The organism is Selenobaculum gibii (assembly GCF_030273445.1).
Lineage (GTDB): Bacteria > Bacillota > Negativicutes > ICN-92133 > ICN-92133 > Selenobaculum > Selenobaculum gibii.
The window spans coordinates 547,388-564,362 of sequence record NZ_CP120678.1 but is presented as its reverse complement, the minus strand read 5'-3'; the positions used below and the strand labels follow the sequence as shown (position 1 = coordinate 564,362).

At 35.5% G+C, this 16,975-nt stretch carries 17 protein-coding genes and 2 riboswitches; of the genes, 7 read left to right on the top strand and 10 right to left on the bottom strand.

Annotated features, from left to right (window positions below):
• Nucleotides 1-60: 60 nt before the first annotated feature.
• The 6 genes from P3F81_RS02565 to P3F81_RS02540 form a co-directional block, all read right to left on the bottom strand.
• Entirely contained in the window at nt 61-1,254 is a 1,194-nt protein-coding gene (locus tag P3F81_RS02565; RefSeq protein WP_309320596.1) for a DEAD/DEAH box helicase, read from the bottom strand.
• 10 nt (nt 1,255-1,264) lie between these two features.
• Nucleotides 1,265-3,394 (bottom strand): DNA topoisomerase III, encoded by a 2,130-nt coding sequence (locus tag P3F81_RS02560; RefSeq protein WP_147666609.1) that lies wholly within the window; start codon nt 3,392-3,394, stop codon nt 1,265-1,267.
• Between the two features lie 18 nt (nt 3,395-3,412).
• The gene (locus P3F81_RS02555; protein ID WP_147666611.1) at nt 3,413-3,799 is read right to left on the bottom strand and encodes a YkvA family protein; all 387 of its coding nucleotides are present in this window, start codon (nt 3,797-3,799) and stop codon (nt 3,413-3,415) included.
• Between the two features lie 317 nt (nt 3,800-4,116).
• The gene (gene hcp, locus P3F81_RS02550; RefSeq protein ID WP_147666613.1) at nt 4,117-5,775 is read right to left on the bottom strand and encodes a hydroxylamine reductase; all 1,659 of its coding nucleotides are present in this window, start codon (nt 5,773-5,775) and stop codon (nt 4,117-4,119) included.
• 90 nt (nt 5,776-5,865) lie between these two features.
• The gene (locus tag P3F81_RS02545; protein ID WP_147666615.1) at nt 5,866-7,164 is read right to left on the bottom strand and encodes an FAD-dependent oxidoreductase; all 1,299 of its coding nucleotides are present in this window, start codon (nt 7,162-7,164) and stop codon (nt 5,866-5,868) included.
• Nucleotides 7,165-7,195: 31 nt separating this feature from the next.
• Nucleotides 7,196-7,711, bottom strand: coding sequence for a DUF2238 domain-containing protein (locus tag P3F81_RS02540; protein ID WP_491524963.1), 516 nt, complete (start codon nt 7,709-7,711; stop codon nt 7,196-7,198).
• Between the two features lie 359 nt (nt 7,712-8,070).
• Here P3F81_RS02540 and P3F81_RS02535 point away from each other — a divergent pair, with 359 nt between their 5' ends.
• On the top strand, nt 8,071-8,793 hold the full coding sequence (locus tag P3F81_RS02535) for an ABC transporter ATP-binding protein (RefSeq protein WP_147666619.1): 723 nt from the start codon (nt 8,071-8,073) through the stop codon (nt 8,791-8,793).
• Nucleotides 8,793-9,710: a SufB/SufD family protein gene (locus tag P3F81_RS02530; protein ID WP_147667440.1), complete on the top strand. Its 918-nt coding sequence runs from the start codon at nt 8,793-8,795 to the stop codon at nt 9,708-9,710. Before P3F81_RS02535 ends, P3F81_RS02530 begins: the two co-directional genes overlap by 1 nt.
• A 128-nt stretch (nt 9,711-9,838) precedes the next feature.
• Here the strand turns inward: P3F81_RS02530 and P3F81_RS02525 are convergent, their stop codons facing one another.
• A complete protein-coding gene (locus P3F81_RS02525) occupies nt 9,839-10,420 on the bottom strand; it encodes a lipid-binding SYLF domain-containing protein (protein WP_309320594.1) in 582 nt (193 codons plus the stop codon).
• Nucleotides 10,421-10,604: 184 nt separating this feature from the next.
• A complete protein-coding gene (locus P3F81_RS02520; RefSeq protein WP_147666621.1) occupies nt 10,605-11,279 on the bottom strand; it encodes a hypothetical protein in 675 nt (224 codons plus the stop codon).
• Between the two features lie 187 nt (nt 11,280-11,466).
• Nucleotides 11,467-11,639: riboswitch (Lysine riboswitch) on the top strand.
• 75 nt (nt 11,640-11,714) lie between these two features.
• Here P3F81_RS02520 and lysA point away from each other — a divergent pair.
• The 5 genes from lysA (at nt 11,715) to P3F81_RS02495 (ending at nt 15,590) form a co-directional block, all read left to right on the top strand.
• On the top strand, nt 11,715-12,959 hold the full coding sequence (gene lysA, locus P3F81_RS02515) for a diaminopimelate decarboxylase (protein ID WP_147666624.1): 1,245 nt from the start codon (nt 11,715-11,717) through the stop codon (nt 12,957-12,959).
• A gap of 66 nt (nt 12,960-13,025) precedes the next feature.
• Nucleotides 13,026-13,556 carry a hypothetical protein gene (locus P3F81_RS02510; RefSeq protein WP_147666626.1) on the top strand — a complete coding sequence of 177 codons (531 nt, stop codon included), beginning with the start codon at nt 13,026-13,028 and terminating at the stop codon, nt 13,554-13,556.
• 91 nt (nt 13,557-13,647) lie between these two features.
• A riboswitch (Fluoride riboswitch) is annotated at nt 13,648-13,710 on the top strand.
• A gap of 20 nt (nt 13,711-13,730) precedes the next feature.
• Nucleotides 13,731-14,114, top strand: a complete 384-nt coding sequence (crcB, locus tag P3F81_RS02505; protein WP_147666628.1) for a fluoride efflux transporter CrcB — start codon at nt 13,731-13,733, stop codon at nt 14,112-14,114.
• A 75-nt stretch (nt 14,115-14,189) separates the two neighbouring features.
• The gene (locus P3F81_RS02500) at nt 14,190-14,813 is read left to right on the top strand and encodes an ABC transporter ATP-binding protein (RefSeq protein ID WP_147666630.1); all 624 of its coding nucleotides are present in this window, start codon (nt 14,190-14,192) and stop codon (nt 14,811-14,813) included.
• Between the two features lie 3 nt (nt 14,814-14,816).
• Entirely contained in the window at nt 14,817-15,590 is a 774-nt protein-coding gene (locus tag P3F81_RS02495) for an ABC transporter permease (protein ID WP_147666632.1), read from the top strand.
• 429 nt (nt 15,591-16,019) lie between these two features.
• Here P3F81_RS02495 and P3F81_RS02490 read toward each other — a convergent pair whose 3' ends face one another.
• Nucleotides 16,020-16,661: a 3D domain-containing protein gene (locus tag P3F81_RS02490; RefSeq protein ID WP_309320593.1), complete on the bottom strand. Its 642-nt coding sequence runs from the start codon at nt 16,659-16,661 to the stop codon at nt 16,020-16,022.
• A 64-nt stretch (nt 16,662-16,725) separates the two neighbouring features.
• Nucleotides 16,726-16,974, bottom strand: coding sequence for a GIY-YIG nuclease family protein (locus P3F81_RS02485; RefSeq protein ID WP_147666634.1), 249 nt, complete (start codon nt 16,972-16,974; stop codon nt 16,726-16,728).
• Nucleotide 16,975: the final 1 nt, after the last annotated feature.

Genomic DNA, 16,975 nt, shown 5'->3' with positions numbered 1-16,975 from the left:
CTATCTACTCATTATCACATGAGCAATAGGGTTCACCTCCTAAAAATCTTCTATTCTTTATTATTTATTATTTTTATTTTCTTTTTTCACATGATTTCGATTGGTTGGTCTTCGTCTAAAATCTACGATTTTCCCTTGTAACAATTGTTTTGGTTTTATTTCAATCTGTAAGCGCTCTGCAAAATCAGAAATCTTTTTTATTTCTTTTGGCGCTACAAGCGAAATACTTTGCCCCTTCTTACCAGCTCTCCCCGTACGTCCGGCACGATGAGTATAAACGCTTTCGTTATCACCAACATCATGATGAATGACAAAATCAATATCAGGGATATCTAGTCCACGTGCTGCGACATCCGATGCAATCATTAATGTTACTTTCCCCTTGGTAAAATCATCAATCGCTTTTTTACGTTCTATCTTATTTGCATCGCCTGCTAAGCTAACAACCTTTAATCCATGATAAAGAAGTTTTTCTGTTACTATTTTTATATCATGCGTTTTATTGACAAAAACTAAACCTCGTTTTATTTCTAACCCACGAGTAATTTTTCGTAACACATCTATTTTATCACGAAAATCCGCAAGAAAATAGCTATGCATGATATTTTCACTAAGCGTAGTTTCATCCTTTAATAAAATCTCTACTGGCTCTTTAGCAAATTCATCTGCTTTACTAAAGGTTTTTCTTGAAATCGTCGCCGAAAATAACATATATTGCACATCAACTGGAACTTGTTTTACAAATTGACGAACCATAGCAAAGTTTTGATCATCCACCATGCGATCTGCTTCATCCAGCACAACCATTTTTACATTTTTGAACTGTAATTTGCCTTTTTTCTGTAATTCAAGAATCCTGCCAACTGACCCAACGACAATCTGCGGTTTATTTTTAAGTTTATCAACTTGGCGAGAAATATTCGCACCACCAATCAAAGATGCTATTGTAATTTTCTTCTCTGCTTTTTGCATGAGCAATTCTAATTGACGATAAATTTGCATAGCCAATTCATAAGTAGGTGCCAATACAACCGCTTGTAAAGCGCGATTGTCCATTTCAATTTTTTGTACAATCGGCAATAAGTATGCCAAAGTCTTTCCTGTCCCAGTAGCGGATTTACCAATAATGTTTTTCCCAGTTAAAGCAACAGGCAATACCTCCGCTTGAATTTGCGTAAACGCTTCAAACCCCATTTTTTCAAGACCTACTGCAAGTTGTTCATCTAGGCCAAACTTCAAAAAATTTTCCTTCATCTTTTTCTCCTCATCTATTAAAATCCGGTTTTCCTTTATCATCATTATAGGTTGCCCGACATGACGGATAATTACTACAACCCCAAAACGCACCATTTTTCCCATTCCGAAGCCGTAAATCCCCTTGTTTGCACCGTGGACAAAGATGATCCGGCTTTTTTATACTCCCATGATCGTCTTCATACGTTGCCCGACATGACGGATAGTTGCTACAACCCCAAAACGCACCATTTTTCCCGTTTCGAAGCTGCAATACCCCTTGTTTACAGCGCGGGCATTTCTTTTGCCCCTCATGAATCGGTATCACCATTTGCTTTGCCTTTTCACATAATGCTTTTGTAAAAGACTCCTGCTCAGCAAGAAAAAGCTTTAACTCAGTATCTCCCGCCGCCATACGATGCAAATGATCTTCCCAAACAGCTGTAGAGTCTGGATAAGTCATTTCATCCGGTAAAGCATCTACCAGTAAATACGCCGCCTTAGTTGGGATTAAGGTCTTCTTTTTCCCCTCATTTTGCAAAAAACCACGTGAAATCAATTCCTTAATAATCGTTGCCCGCGTAGCCTCCGTACCAATTCCATATACATCTTTTAGCTTCTTTTTTGCTTCGGGATTTTTTACATATTTATGTATCTCTTTCATTCCAGCCAGCAAAGTTGCTGCCGTAAATCTTGCCGGTGGACGCGTCGCCTTTTTATCAAAGAAAGCTTCTTTACATAAGACTTCATCCTTTTTTTTCATTTCCGGCAATAATGCATCCTCGTCCTCTTTCTTTTCCTCCGCATCTGCTGCACTATAAAGTTCTTTCCATCCTAATACTTTAATGACTTTACCACTTGCGGTAAATCGTTCTTTAAGATAATGTACTTCCACTTTTGTCTGTAAATACACATGTTGCGGATAAAATTGTGCAATATAAGCTTGTGCAATAAGTCCATATAATTTTTGCTCTGCTTCAGTTAGCGTGCTAAACTTGCACCGCTCTTGCGTTGGAATAATCGCGTGATGGGCAGAAATTTTCTTATCATTCCAGGCACGGCTTTTTATCCCAGAATCTGCTTTATTCGCCCAAGAAGCTATTTGACTTTGATCTAAATTCGCCAAATTTGATAAAATCACCTTTGCATCTTCAAATTGGTTTTCCGGTAAATAGTCGCAATCAGAACGCGGATATGTAGTAAGCTTTTTTTCATACAGTTTTTGTGCCGTATCTAAAACAAGCTGTGGTTCAAAGCCAAACCTTTTTCCTGCTAAGACCTGTAAAGCTGACAAAGAAAAAGGCAACCTTTGTGATTCCTTTTTTTCGGTCGTCTCATATAATGTAACAACGCCTGTTTCATTGTTTTCCTGCTGAAATTTATCAACCAGTGCTTTTGCTGTTACTTCATCAATTAAACGCCCCTCACTATCAAGCCCAATTTGCTCATCCTTTGCTTTCCAGTTCGTCATAAACTCGCCATTTCCATGAGCAAACTTTGCTTTAATTACAAAATAATCTACTGGGACAAAGTTTTCCAGTTCACGTTCACGCCTTACCACCAATGCCAATGTAGGTGTTTTTACTCTGCCAATTGGCAATACAATTCTGTGTCCCGCACGTTGTGCCGCTAAAGTATAGGCCCGGGACAGATTCATGCCAATGAGCCAATCTGCTCTCGCTCTAGCCAACGCCGATTGTTTTAAATTTAAAAACTCACTATTCTCCCGCAAACTATGAATTGCCTTTTTTATGCTCTTTTCATCAAGTGCATTAAGTAAAATACGCTTCACGGGTTTTGTATTTTCTACATAATCAAGTACTTCATCAATGAGTAGTTGTCCTTCTCTATCAGGGTCACCTGCATGAACAACTTCATCAGCTCTCTCAATTAATCCCCTAACTATTTCAAATTGTTTTACACATGACTCTGAAACAAGAAGCCTCCACTTTTCTGGGATAATCGGCAAATCTTCCATTCGCCATCTTTTATATTTTTCATCATATTCCTCTGGCTCAGCCTGTCTTAAAATATGCCCAAACCCCCAGGTTACAATTCCATCTTTTGTTTCTAAATAGCCATCTTTCCGAATCACTGGACCTGTCAAACATTTTGCTATTTCAGCCCCCATGCTCGGTTTTTCGGCAATATATAATCTCAAATCAGACACCCCAAAATTTTAAGTAAATAAATGATATAATCCGTAAATTAAAGCCCCAACCCATAGAATTGAAAGTAGTGCAATTCCCCATAGAATATAGGGAAATTTACGCTGCCATCTAGCGCAGTCACGCTGGCAGTCTGACATAACCGACGCTGGCAAAAAATTCGACACCAGCATCATCGCCGCAGGAATAATCGCCATATCATCAAGCAAGCCTACAAACGGAATATAATCAGGAATAATATCTATCGGACTAATCAAGTAGCCCGCCAAAATAAGCAATATAGTTTTTATTCGCTTTGGTGTTTGGGGATGACGCCAGGCAAAAAATAAAATCAACGCATACTTACGCAAAAAATCAAAAATCTGGACAATCTTAAACCAAACTCCATTCTTAACCATTAAATCCACCTACCTAAAGTATACTATCGATATTATATTTTAGTAGTAATAATAATATCATATTATTTCTCTTTTTAGTGCATTACTAAACAATATATTTTATAATATTACTATTTTTACGAGAAATTTACGATATTTATTTTGATATGGTAATGCCTAAATGACATTAATAATATAAAAAATTAAGGCTTGCATTAAAAATTCTTTATTGCAAGCCCTATAATTAAATCAACCCTATATAGCAATTATTTCCCATTATAAATTTTCATACAGCTATAGTTACTAAGATTTCACTTGTATCTTTAGAATTGACACGCTTACTTTACATCTTGTTCTAAGCAAGACTCTAAATCTTTTTCCGGTGTACTTATCGGAGTTAAGCAAAAATTATCTACTAGATATTGAAGGACAGTAGGACTTAAAAATGCAGGCAAAACAGGACCAAGATATATCCCCTTAACATTTAATGATAATAAAGCTAATAAATCTGCAACGGCTTTTTGCTCATACCAGGAAAGAATAATCGATAGTGGTAAGCTGTTTATATCCGTATCAAACGCATCTGCAAGTGCTAAAGCGATTTTAACTGCCGAATAGGCGTCATTACATTGTCCAATATCTAATAACCTAGGCAGTCCATCCAGCTCACCAAAATCCAGTTTATTAAAGCGATATTTACCACAGGCCAAAGTGAGAATTATGCAATCTTTAGGAACTCTTTTTGCAAACTCTGTATAATAATTTCTCCCAGGTCTTGCCCCATCGCAGCCCCCAATAAGAAAGAAATGTCTTAATTTCCCGCTTTTTACAGCATCAACAATTTTCCCCGCGTAACTTAACGTCGCATGATGGCCAAACCCCACTAAAATTTCTTTTGGTGTCTGATCTTCAGCAAAACCACCAAGTTCTAGTGCTTTATTTATAACCTCACTAAAATCTTTTTTACCATCAATATTTTTCTTGATATGTTTTACGCCATCCCAACCTACCACATTAGTGCTAAATATACGATCTTTGTATGATTCTCTAGGTTTCATTAAACAGTTGGTCGTCATGACGATACATCCAGGAATACTATCAAACTCCTTTTGCTGATCTTGCCATGCACCGCCAAAATTTCCAACCAGATGCTTGTACTTTTTTAACTCTGGATACCCATGACACGGCAACATTTCCCCATGTGTATAGATATTAATTCCTTTCCCCTCAGTTTGTTCCAAAATCATTTCCAAGTCTTTTAGATCATGACCTGAAACGATAATAAACGGTCCTTTTTTTACATTTATATTTACTTTTTGCGGTACAGGATTTTTATATATCGTCGTATTTGCTTCGTCTAATTTCTGTATCACAGCAACACTCATTTCTCCAGTGCGCATTGTCATCGTGATCAAATCTTGAACTGTTAATTTGTCATTCGTCGTAGCTTCTAATCCTCGAAAATAAAATTCATCTATTTGATCACTATAATACCCTAACTCCCGCGCCTGATGCCCATATGCACTAATCCCCTTTAATCCATAAAGAATCGTCTGTCTCAACGACCGTATATCGGGATCTAAACTTTGATCAAACATTATCCCCGCCTGTTTAGCATCCTTTAACATATCTTCTTTTGTATCACTTAGATTATAGCTGGCCGCTTGAGGGATATCACTGCAACTTCCCACCATATTTCGTACTTTTTCCTTAATTTCTTGCGAATGTTTAAGCAGTTGAACATGTACATCAGCATCAAAATTTACATTGGTCAAAGTGGTAAATAAAGAATTTTCCACAAAGCTAACAATAGCTTTGTCAATCTTTTCTCCCCTTTCGATTAGCTTTTTCACATAAAAACTAATGCCTTTTAACTGATAAATAAGTAAATCCTGTAATCCTGCGATTTCTGGCGTTTTCCCGCACACACCAATTTTTGTACAACCTTTTCCACCAGCAGTCTGTTCACATTGGTAACAAAACATATCATAACTCATGGTAAGCTTACCTCCCAATAGATAAAAATCAACGATTAGTCTTATCATATTAAGACATTTTATACGTTTTAAAAGAAATTGAAAGGATAATTATTTTTTTAACGATCCTGTTGCAGGATTGTCTATCAAATCCCCATTTTTCTCAAATCTAGAACCGTGACATGGACAATCCCAGGTTTGTTCAACTTTATTCCAGGTCAGTGCACATCCAAGGTGAGGACACCGTTTTGTTTTTGGCTTTAGAAGATTGACTACAGCTGCTACCCCATTAAGTAAAAGTTGTGGTTTTAACATACTTCTATTCGGGGAAAATAATTCTTCAAAGGGATTATCTCTTCCGATGATCATATCAGATAGAATAATTGCTGATATCATAGAAGAAGTCATCCCCCATTTATTAAAGCCTGTAGCAACATATAGATTTGGAGTATTCGTCGCATACTCGCCTATATAGGGAATTCCATCTAGCGTCATACAATCCTGTGTTGCCCATGCATACCTTTCTATCGCATTAGGATAATATTTTCTAGCAAAACCTCGAAGTTCTTTCCAGTTCCCGCCTTCTTCGCCTGTTCGGTGATCTCCACCTCCAATGAACAATAAATTTTTGTAATTACGAAATGACATTCCTTCTTGCGCTTCATCCACATACATTCCATGAATATTTTGCGCATCTTCTAATGCAATGACATAGGAACGATGCTGATACATCTTTAAAAAGAACATCCCGTGTTTATTAATCACAGGGAAGTGTGTTGCAACGATTATTTTTTGAGGAATTATTTTCCCCGCATTTGTAATAACGGCGTTTTCGCCAAGTTCCTTTATAAACGTATTTTCATAAATATTTAAATTTTTTGCTATAGCATTTATAAATTTTAAAGGATGAAATTGCGCTTGATTCTTAAATTCAATTGCACCACATGTTTTAAAGGGTAGTGGAAGGTCTTCGATAAATTCCGCCACCAGTCCAAGTCGATAAACAGCCTTTATCTCTCGTTCAATTTTTATACGATCACTTAATGAATACGTATATGCACTTTTTTCTTCAAAATCACAATCAATATTTTCACAAATTTCTTTATATCTTTTTAATGCTAATTGATTAGCATCAAGATATTGTTTTGCTTTCTCGACTCCATTATCATGGATTAATTTATCATAAATCAAACCGTGTTGTGATGTGATTTTTGCTGTTGTATTTTTTGTAATTCCATCCCCTATCGTTTTCCCCTCGACAAGCATATAATCAACACCAGCTTGCTCAAGAAAGTAAGCAATTAATATGCCCGCCATTCCTCCGCCAATAATTAAAACATCAGTTTTCACATCGCCTTTTAGACTTTTAAAGTTTAACCTTTGACTACTTTCTGTCCAAATCGATTGCATGTTATTTTCAACCCCCAATTTCATTACTTATTCAAAATTTTTCACCAACAAGATTTTTAATAGAAACATGAATTCCAGCAATAACCGCGCCAATTAAATCTCCAATTAAATCGACATCTGTATCTAATAAACTAGGTTGATTAGGAGGATTCGGATGAGATATATTGTCACCAATAAATTCTGAAATTTCATATATTGTACCCAAGGTTATCCCAATACACATCGCCAATATAAATTTAACTGACCTATTCACAGGATGATTTTTTTGCAATTGCATCACTAAAGCATAGGCGAATAATGAAAATGAATACGTGCCAAACATATGCAGTATTTTATCAAACAGAAAAGATTGTTCATAAAGATTTAAAATATAGCCAAAAAAAGCATCACAAAAAAGGGTGAGCATCATCAATAATCGAATATACCTGCTCATTTGAATCTGATATCTAGTTTCAAGAAAAGAATATAAAATCCAGCTGCTCGTCGTAATCATAACACTCCATGAGAAATCCGTTCGCCCTCTATAGATGAGTATTATCATTATTATAATTTGTATAAGCAGAAAACAAATTGTATTTACATCTCTCTTTTTTATTATAAACCCTCCATATATCCAGCAATTTATTTTATACTATTTCAAATTTTCATATTATTTATGTAAAAATTAAAAAGCTTGTACTGACATTATGCAGCGCAAGCTTTTTTCCTACCATACTAATAATCTTTTTATCTAGATTTTATGACTTTAAAAACGACATCGCCCAATCATAAAAGACAACAGCAAAACCATTACAATTACTATTAAATAAAAAATCCATTGGAGTATTTTACGAGATTTTCTTTTGATGGTATACTTTAAGAATACTAGATATTTTAAGGAATAAAATACAAATTTGGGGTGTATTTATGTTAGAATTGAAAGAAATTACCGTTAAAGTCGAAGGTGGCAAAGAGATTTTAAAAAATCTCAGTTTAAAAATTGAAGCAGGTAAATTTGTTGTAATTACCGGTCCAAACGGCGGCGGAAAGTCCACTTTGGCAAAACTTGTTGCGGGAATTATCAAACCTTCTTCCGGCAAAATCTTTTTTAACGGAAAAGATATAACTAATCTTAATATTACGGAAAGAGCAAAGCTCGGTGTTACTTTTGCATTTCAACAGCCAGTTCGCTTTAAAGGCATTACTGTTCGCGATTTAATTAGTATTGCAGCCGGCGATACTAATATGGACGAAAAAAAATTATGTGCATACCTTTACGACGTAGGTCTCTGTGCAAAAAATTATATTGATCGTGAAATCAATGCAAGTTTATCCGGTGGTGAAATCAAGCGTATTGAAATTGCAACTGCAATTGCAAGAAAAACGCAGCTTTCAATTTTCGACGAACCGGAAGCAGGCATTGATATTTGGAGTTTTAACAATTTAACCGGTGTATTTGAAAAAATGCGTCAGGAGAATGATGGTTCTATCATCATTATTTCCCATCAGGAACGCATTTTCGAAATTGCCGATGAAATTATTGTTTTAGCAGACGGACAAATCAGTATGCAAGGTAAAAAAGAGGATGTTCTACCAAAACTATTTACGAGCGAAGATAAATGTTCGTTTTGTACAGGAGGTATCCAATAATGAATGACGTGACAAAAGAACTGCTTAGAACGGTTTCTGAACTAGACGGTCTACCTAAGGGTGCTTATAATATCCGTGAAAACGGGCATTGTGCTTCTCGAAACTGTACAGAAAAAATTAATATCGTTTCAAAAACAGACAAACCCGGTATTGATATTATCGTTAAGCCTGGTACAAAATACGAAACCGTTTACATTCCGGCGATTGTTACTGAAAGCGATGTTGACGACCTCGTCTATAACGACTTTTATATTGGCGAAGATGCTGATATAACCATTGTTGCAGGTTGCGGCGTTCATACGGATGGTACCGGTAATTCACAACATAACGGCATCCATCGTTTCTTTTTGAGAAAAAATTCCCGAGTACTTTATTTAGAAAAACATATTGGCACTGGCGAAGGTACGGGTGAACGGATAATTAATCCTGAAACCTATATGGAGTTAGGAGAAAATAGTTATATGGAAATGGATACCCTGCAAATCAAAGGCGTTGATTCTAGTAAAAGAGTCACCGAAGGAACATTAGCTGCAAATGCCAAGCTTATTATTCGCGAAAAAATCATGACCCACGGTAACCAAACTGCAGAAACAATTTTTAAAGTGGATTTAAACGGCAATAAGTCTGGTGCAGATGTAATTTCCCGTTCCGTTGCCAGAGATTCTTCAAAACAAATCTTTCGTTCGACAATTAATGGAAATGCTGACTGCAGCGGGCATACAGAATGTGATGCAATTATCATGGACAATGGTGTAGTAAGTGCGATTCCAGAACTTACAGCCAATCATGTAGATGCAGCTTTAATTCATGAAGCAGCGATTGGTAAAATCGCTGGTGAACAATTAACAAAATTGATGACATTGGGACTCTCAGAGGCTGAAGGCGAAGCCAAAATTATTGAAGGATTCTTAAAATAAACAGATTTCTAAATTTCAGATGGAGTTTTAACTCCATCTGAATCTTAGAAATCATCGGATAAATGAAGTCCGTAAAAGCAGAAATGCTGCCGTGAGTGAAAATCACTAATCCGGCAGCATTTTTATTTTTACTTTTTGTTTAACTCACTATCTTTATAATAGCGAGTTCCTTTACCTGTTAATTCAAGCGCCAATCCTTTTTCCGTCATTTGATACATCCAAGTATCCCTAGATACAGTAACAGCCCCTTGCATAGAGTCACCAGAAACACCATCTGTTATCGCAGCAGTTGCCTGTCCGCCAAACTCCCAGCCTGTATTGATAAATTTGTCGAGTGCGTCCTCTGTTGCAAAAACAAAAATTACATTAAATTCTTTTACCCCTAAACCAAGTCCAACCTGTGCTTCCGCCATTTTCATAAAGGTTTCTTCACCTGTAACTTGATTCACCGCAATACCTTTTCCCATTCCACTACCTAAGACGAAAATCTTTACTCCTGTATTTTTAAATACAGCATAGCCCGCTGCATTTTGAATAGCTCGCCTTGCACTTGGGTGAACTTCATAAAGCTTTTCTAAAGTTGCATCAGACATATTACGAACTTTTTGCCGTTTATCCTCTACGCTTGCAGCTTGTACAACTGAAATTGATGTAAGAAAAGAACATAACACCATAATACAAACAAAACGCAAAAATTTAGACTGAAACAAGGAAAACTCCTCCTCTATATCTTGTATTAAATTAACTATAGCACACAAAAACAAAGTTGCCTAGCAGTAAATTTTTGTATATTTTCCCTTCGTTTTATCCGATGGCTTAGCTACACTTCATAAGAAAACGCCTATTCTTTATGGCATCTGCCATGAAGAATAGGCGTTTTGATGTTTATGATAATTATACAGGTAAAGCGATATAGTAATCATTTTTTGCTTTTTTATGTTCTTTTAATATTGCTTTCTCCTGATGTACTGACTCTACTAAATATAATGCCAAATCACTAATTAGCGATGCAATTCCATGATTTAATAGCTGCATATTCTCCATTTCTATCTCTACGTTTTTTACAACGCTATCTGGGAGCTGAATTGGCTTTAACAAACTCCCTGCTGATGAACCGTCTTCTCTAATATATTCCATTAAAGACCAGTTGAGCGGAACGGTTTTACTAAGTGGCTGCTTAATAAAGCTATAACTTTTGCAACACCACTTAAATGGACTCTGAATACCATATTCCATAGCATCTCTAAACAAGCTGTCATCTTCTTCTATTTCATGATAGGTGAGTAAAACACCTAGATTAGTCCCAGATTCCTCATCACTAAATTCAACCCACATATCATGGCTGAGCGGCATAAGATTCTCATATGATAAATTTCTTTGATAATTACAATGAAAATTGTCTGTTTTCGTAAAGCACGACATCATTTCGGTCGCTTCAATGATTTTGGCATTCGCAAAACTTTCTTGTAAGCTCTGCCAAAACTCTTGTACTGTACTAATCACATTAAAAGTCTTTTTACTTTTATTTTTTTTACTCGCTTTATTTATAATATCTTCGTAAATCTTCATATTTATTCCCCTTATAAAACTTATTTTTCTTACTATTTCCTAAAAAAGAAAGCCTATACTTATAATATGTGGGAAAATTTTTATCGGTTTATAAAATTTACAATGTTACAAAACCATTTTGTAATGATAGTTATTTTCAATTGACACATACCTATAAAAATTGATATAATGATGCAAAATAAATAGAATAAGTGATAGAGGCGCGATGCTTAATAGTAATTATTCTGAGTTGCCAGCTTTGAAGAATAACGAAAGGAACCATCGCCGAAATAAATTGTCATGGCAAAGATAATTTGTTGGTCTTGGGTTGAATATGCACAAGACTGTCATACGTAATTCGTATGGAGAGCTATCTTGCATGCTTTTTGAAGCGATTTGCGAGGCTGACTCCAAATCGCTTTTTATATGCAAATACAAATTTTGGAGGTAATATCTATGGCAGAAAAAGCATTTCCAATCAGCAAAGATAATTTGCAAGAGATTATTGCAAAGTACCCAACTCCGTTTCATATTTACGACGAACAAGCAATCCGCAATAATATGCGCCGTTTGTTTAAAGCTTTTAGCTGGGCCCCAGCATTTAAAGAATATTTCGCAGTAAAAGCTGCTCCAAACCCTACTTTACTTAAAATTCTAAGCGAAGAAGGCGCAGGTGCCGATTGCAGTTCTTTAGCTGAGTTATTATTATCTGAAATGGCTGGAATCAAAGGCGAAAATATTATGCTTACATCAAACGATACGCCAGCAGAAGAATTTCAAAAAGCGCGAGAATTAGGTGCTGTTATCAATCTAGATGATATTACACATATTGATTATCTTGAAAAACACGCCAGCTTTCCAGAGATTCTTTCTTTCCGTTACAACCCAGGTCCATCGCTTGCACATAGCAATACAATTATCGGAAAACCTGAAGAAGCAAAATACGGTCTGACAAAAGAGCAACTCTTTGAAGCATATCGTATCGCTAAAGAAAAAGGCGTAAAACGCTTTGGACTTCATACCATGGTAATCTCCAATGAATTAGATCCTGATTCATTTATCGCAACAGCAGAATTAATGTTTAATCTTGCTGTTGAAATCAATCAAAAACTTGGTATTCGATTAGAATTCGTTAACCTTGGCGGCGGTGTTGGCATCCCTTATCGCCCTGAAGAAACAGCCGTTGATTTAGAATATGTAGGTGAAGGAATTAGAAAAGCTTATGAAAGAATCGTTATAAAAAACAATATTGCGCCACTTACAATTGCAATGGAGTTAGGTCGTTCTATTACTGGTCCTTATGGCTATCTTGTTTCTACTGCACTTCATCGCAAGAACACATATAAAAATTACATTGGACTAGACAGCTGTATGGCAAACTTAATGCGTCCTGCACTTTACGGAGCATACCACCACATTACGATAATCGGTAAGGAAAATGAACCTTGTGACCATGTGTATGATATCACTGGTTCACTCTGTGAAAACAATGATAAATTTGCAATCGACCGCGCTTTACCAAAAATCGATATCGGTGATATTATCGTCATTCACGATACGGGTGCGCATGGTCATGCAATGGGCTTTAATTATAATGGTAAATTACGTTCTGCTGAATTATTGTTAAAACCTAATGGCGACGTAGAAATGATTCGCCGCGGCGAAACAATAGAAGATTATTTTGCCACATTAAATTTTTAAAATTAGCACATTTTGCCTCTCTTATTCATAGATTATATAAAAATGGAATAAGGGGGGCTTTTTCTTATGGACGACAGGAATCCTATGCCGCCAAAATTTTTTTCGTCAACGCCTGATCAAAACTGCATGTGCCCGACTGACCCAGATTTATTGTTACTAAGAAGAATGGCAATCAGCGAACGTAAAGGAATCTATTTTTATCTCTGTGCTGCCGAAAAAACAAGTGGTTCCTTATGTAAATTATTCACTGAAATTGCCGAAGATGAAATGGTTCATTTTCGCAATATAATGACACTTTTAGCAAGGTATGATCCCGTACAATGTTGTGCTTTTAATGATGTTTGTATTACACTTCCATGCATAGACAGTTTTCGTAAAAGTAAAAGTTGTTCCAATTTAGAAGCGATAGACTTATTAACAAGAGCAATTGTAGATGAATTATGTGATGCAAATAATTATCAAGAAAGCTATTGCGCCGCTCAGCATAAAGATGTAAAAATACTCTTTTGTAATAATGGCAATGATGAAAAAGTTCATGCTGCAAAACTTTGGAAATGTTTAATGGCATACACAAACGAAAACACATGTAAACCTTAAAAAAACTATTGCGAATGAATGCGTTACTCATTCGCAATAGTTTTTTTTACTCTTGTATTTTTTATATTTTTATGATATTTTATAGGAAATCAAATAAGTTGGCGATGGAGTTCGCCATTAAACCTGACTTTTCAGTAATGACTCCTACCATAAATTATGGTAGGAGGTTTTTTTATGCTTTATCACTTGACTATTGTTATGGGTGGCGCAGCCCTTGGCGGTGCTGCTAGATATTTAATTTCAACTCTTGCAATGCATAAGCTAGGCATTACCTTTCCTTATGGAACTTTAATCGTAAATTTATTAGGTTGTTTTATTATTGGGCTATTTACTGCCGTTGCTTTTGATCATTTCAATTTTTCTCCACAAATCCGTCTCTTTGTTTTAGCTGGATTTTTAGGGGGATTAACCACATTCTCTTCATTTTGTTATGAAACTATCGGATTGTTTCAAGCTGGTAACATAAATTTCGCCTTAGGAAACATTGCCCTAAACACATTCATCGGCCTGATAGCTGTTCGACTTGGGACTTATATCGCCAGAATAATATTCTTTTAAAGTTATAATCTCTCTTTTATTTTTAGCTACAATCTTATACAATAAAAGTAAAAATAATTGAAAGGTAATACTGAAATGGAAATTTTAACTGCAAAAGATGTTATTTTTAATCAAAATCTTCATTATCCCTCTATTGATATTTTTGAAAACCATACAACCTTTTTGCAAGGACCTAGCGGATGCGGAAAAAGTACATTGCTTAAATTATTTAATGCTACCTTATCCCCTGATCAAGGTGTTATTTCCTATAAAGAGCATGATATTTCTACTTTAAATACCATTACATTACGACAAGAAGTTTTGTTGGTGAGTCAATCTGTATATTTATTCGATACTTCCATTAGCGAAAATTTTGATGAATACTATCGTTATCGCAATCTGCCACCTCTATCAAATGAAGAAAAAAAGGATTTTCTCCATATCTGCTCTGCTGATTTCGACTTAACAAGCAATTGCATGAATATGTCTGGAGGCGAAAGGCAACGTATCTATCTTGCTATATGTTTGTCACTTATGCCCAAAGTTTTTATGTTGGACGAACCCACTTCCGCCTTAGACTACGAAACCGCCACACGTGTTTTAGAAAACATAAAATCGTTCTGCCAGGAAAATAAAATTACGTTAATCGTTATTAGCCATGATGCAAAATTAACCCAACATTACGCAGATCATATCATCACGTTAGAAAAGAAGGTGTAATAAGTGAAAGGAATCGCCGAAATCAATATTCTTAACTTTAGTATTGTCTATTTACTTTTATTCATCGTACTATTTATTATGAAGAAAGCAAAAATCAATCAGACAAAATTACTTATTCTTGCAAGTATCCGTATGACATTACAGCTTGTACTTGCAGGTTTTATTCTTACTTATATTTTTGAAAATCCAAATCCTCTCTTTACAGTTCTTTATTTAATTTGTATGACAGGTTTTGCAATTCACCGTGTCATTTCAAAGAATCCTACGTTAAATAAATCCTTTAAAATTGCTATTGCAGTTTCCCTGTCTGTCTCAGGTTTGTCTATACTATTCTTTTTTGTTACCATTATTGTCAATGAAAATATGTTTAATCCACAATACATCATTCCTTTAAGTGGAATGATTATGGGAAATGCAATGACTGGAGTAAATCTGGCAATTAAATCCTTTCGCGAAACCCTAGACCAACAGAGAAATAGAATCAATACTTTAATCAATCTTGGCATAATCCCACAGAAGATTTTATTGCCTTTCGTCAATCAATCTTTAGAAACCGCATTACTCCCAACGATGAATTCGATGCTTGGGATGGGAATCGTGTCTCTTCCCGGCATGATGACCGGGCAAATCTTATCTGGAACGCTGCCCACAACTGCGATTCTCTATCAAATTTCAATTATGATTGCGATTTGTACTGTTGTTTGCCTATCTGTATTTAGTTCACTTTATCTTGGGTACCAAACACTATACAATAAGAAAAATCAGTTTACCTTTTAATAGCCATGAAAAATAGCCTATGGAAGAAACTCCATAGGCTATTTTTATTTAAAAGCAGCTAGCCGATGACGAATCATTACAACATTCATTACTTGTAAAAAATAACAATATAACAAATAGTACTAAGATCGAGCGTCCCAACCCAAATCCACAAAAGAAATTCTCATTGCAATCACAACCGCAATTATTGCCACCCCACCACATATAAATAACCTCCTAACTAACCTATGTAAAAAATTGTCTCTATCTATACAAGGCAATCTACATATCATATACTATGAATATAAAGTATAAATAGCCTTAGAAAATTAAAAATTAATTCTGTTAAGCGGTGAAATTTCTTGTTTATTGATATAAAAGAACTTAAACGCTAATTTAGATGTATGAGAAAAGCTGCCTTAAACAAAAATTTGATTAAGGCAGCTTCTGCTATACATCTAAAACTTTTTCTAACACATGCACTTTTACATCCTGAATACCAAATTGTTTTGCTTTGTCTCTTGTACTCATGGCAATATCAATTCTGTTCCCCTTAATTGCACCACCTGTGTCTTCTGCAACTGCATACATTCCTTCACCATTACTAAATTCAATATAAACTTTAGTCCCCAATGGAATCACATTTGGGTCAACTGCAATAATTCCAGGACGTACCTTCGTTCCAATATGCGTTTTATCATTCCATATACCATTATCCTCAGGTCCTGATGCATACGCTGTTGCAACGATATCTAAAACCTTATTTGCAGTTGCATGTTTTTGTTCAGGTTTATTTAATTTTAAAATACCTTCGATAATTTCTTGCTTCTTTTCCGCAATTTTTTCATCATATAATTCACGTAATTTAGTAGTTAAATAATCTTTGTATCTATCTGCTAAACTTTCACTGTTTTGTGCTTCATGAGATTTATCCGTAATTGGCTGCGCTTTACCCGTAGGAATACCAACAGTCATTACGGTAGATAACAATGCCGCACCAGTTAAACCTGCCATAACACGACGATAACGTCTTTTCCCTTTACGTTCCTTCGCACGTTTTCTCATAGCATCACCTACATCTTCAAATTTCATTTTATTTTTCCCGTTCAAAACAGATTCTATGCAAAAAAATGACAGAGAAACTTACGTTTCTCTGTCATTTTTTTGTAGTTTCAATCAAATTCAATTTTTCATTACGCGTTAGTTTTTTTATTGCACATTCTCTTTGTCGAGCGAGTTGATTTGTCTCCAACTTTTCCATATAGGCAAGCTTAACCGGAAGTCTGGCGCGCGTATATTTCGCCCCTCGTCCTTCATTATGCACTAATAAACGCTTTTCAATATCAGTCGTCCATCCAGTATAAAGTGTCCCATCGGCGCATTCTAAAATATAAGTAAAGGCCATT

Coding starts and splice junctions, on each gene's coding strand:
- P3F81_RS02565 (WP_309320596.1), bottom strand. CDS start 1,254: ATGAAGGAAAATTTTTTGAAGTTTGGCCTAGATGAACAACTTGCAGTA.
- P3F81_RS02555 (WP_147666611.1), bottom strand. CDS start 3,799: ATGGTTAAGAATGGAGTTTGGTTTAAGATTGTCCAGATTTTTGATTTT.
- hcp (WP_147666613.1), bottom strand. CDS start 5,775: ATGAGTTATGATATGTTTTGTTACCAATGTGAACAGACTGCTGGTGGA.
- P3F81_RS02545 (WP_147666615.1), bottom strand. CDS start 7,164: ATGCAATCGATTTGGACAGAAAGTAGTCAAAGGTTAAACTTTAAAAGT.
- P3F81_RS02535 (WP_147666619.1), top strand. CDS start 8,071: ATGTTAGAATTGAAAGAAATTACCGTTAAAGTCGAAGGTGGCAAAGAG.
- P3F81_RS02530 (WP_147667440.1), top strand. CDS start 8,793: ATGAATGACGTGACAAAAGAACTGCTTAGAACGGTTTCTGAACTAGAC.
- P3F81_RS02520 (WP_147666621.1), bottom strand. CDS start 11,279: ATGAAGATTTACGAAGATATTATAAATAAAGCGAGTAAAAAAAATAAA.
- lysA (WP_147666624.1), top strand. CDS start 11,715: ATGGCAGAAAAAGCATTTCCAATCAGCAAAGATAATTTGCAAGAGATT.
- P3F81_RS02510 (WP_147666626.1), top strand. CDS start 13,026: ATGGACGACAGGAATCCTATGCCGCCAAAATTTTTTTCGTCAACGCCT.
- crcB (WP_147666628.1), top strand. CDS start 13,731: ATGCTTTATCACTTGACTATTGTTATGGGTGGCGCAGCCCTTGGCGGT.
- P3F81_RS02500 (WP_147666630.1), top strand. CDS start 14,190: ATGGAAATTTTAACTGCAAAAGATGTTATTTTTAATCAAAATCTTCAT.
- P3F81_RS02490 (WP_309320593.1), bottom strand. CDS start 16,661: ATGAAATTTGAAGATGTAGGTGATGCTATGAGAAAACGTGCGAAGGAA.
- P3F81_RS02485 (WP_147666634.1), bottom strand. CDS start 16,974: ATGGCCTTTACTTATATTTTAGAATGCGCCGATGGGACACTTTATACT.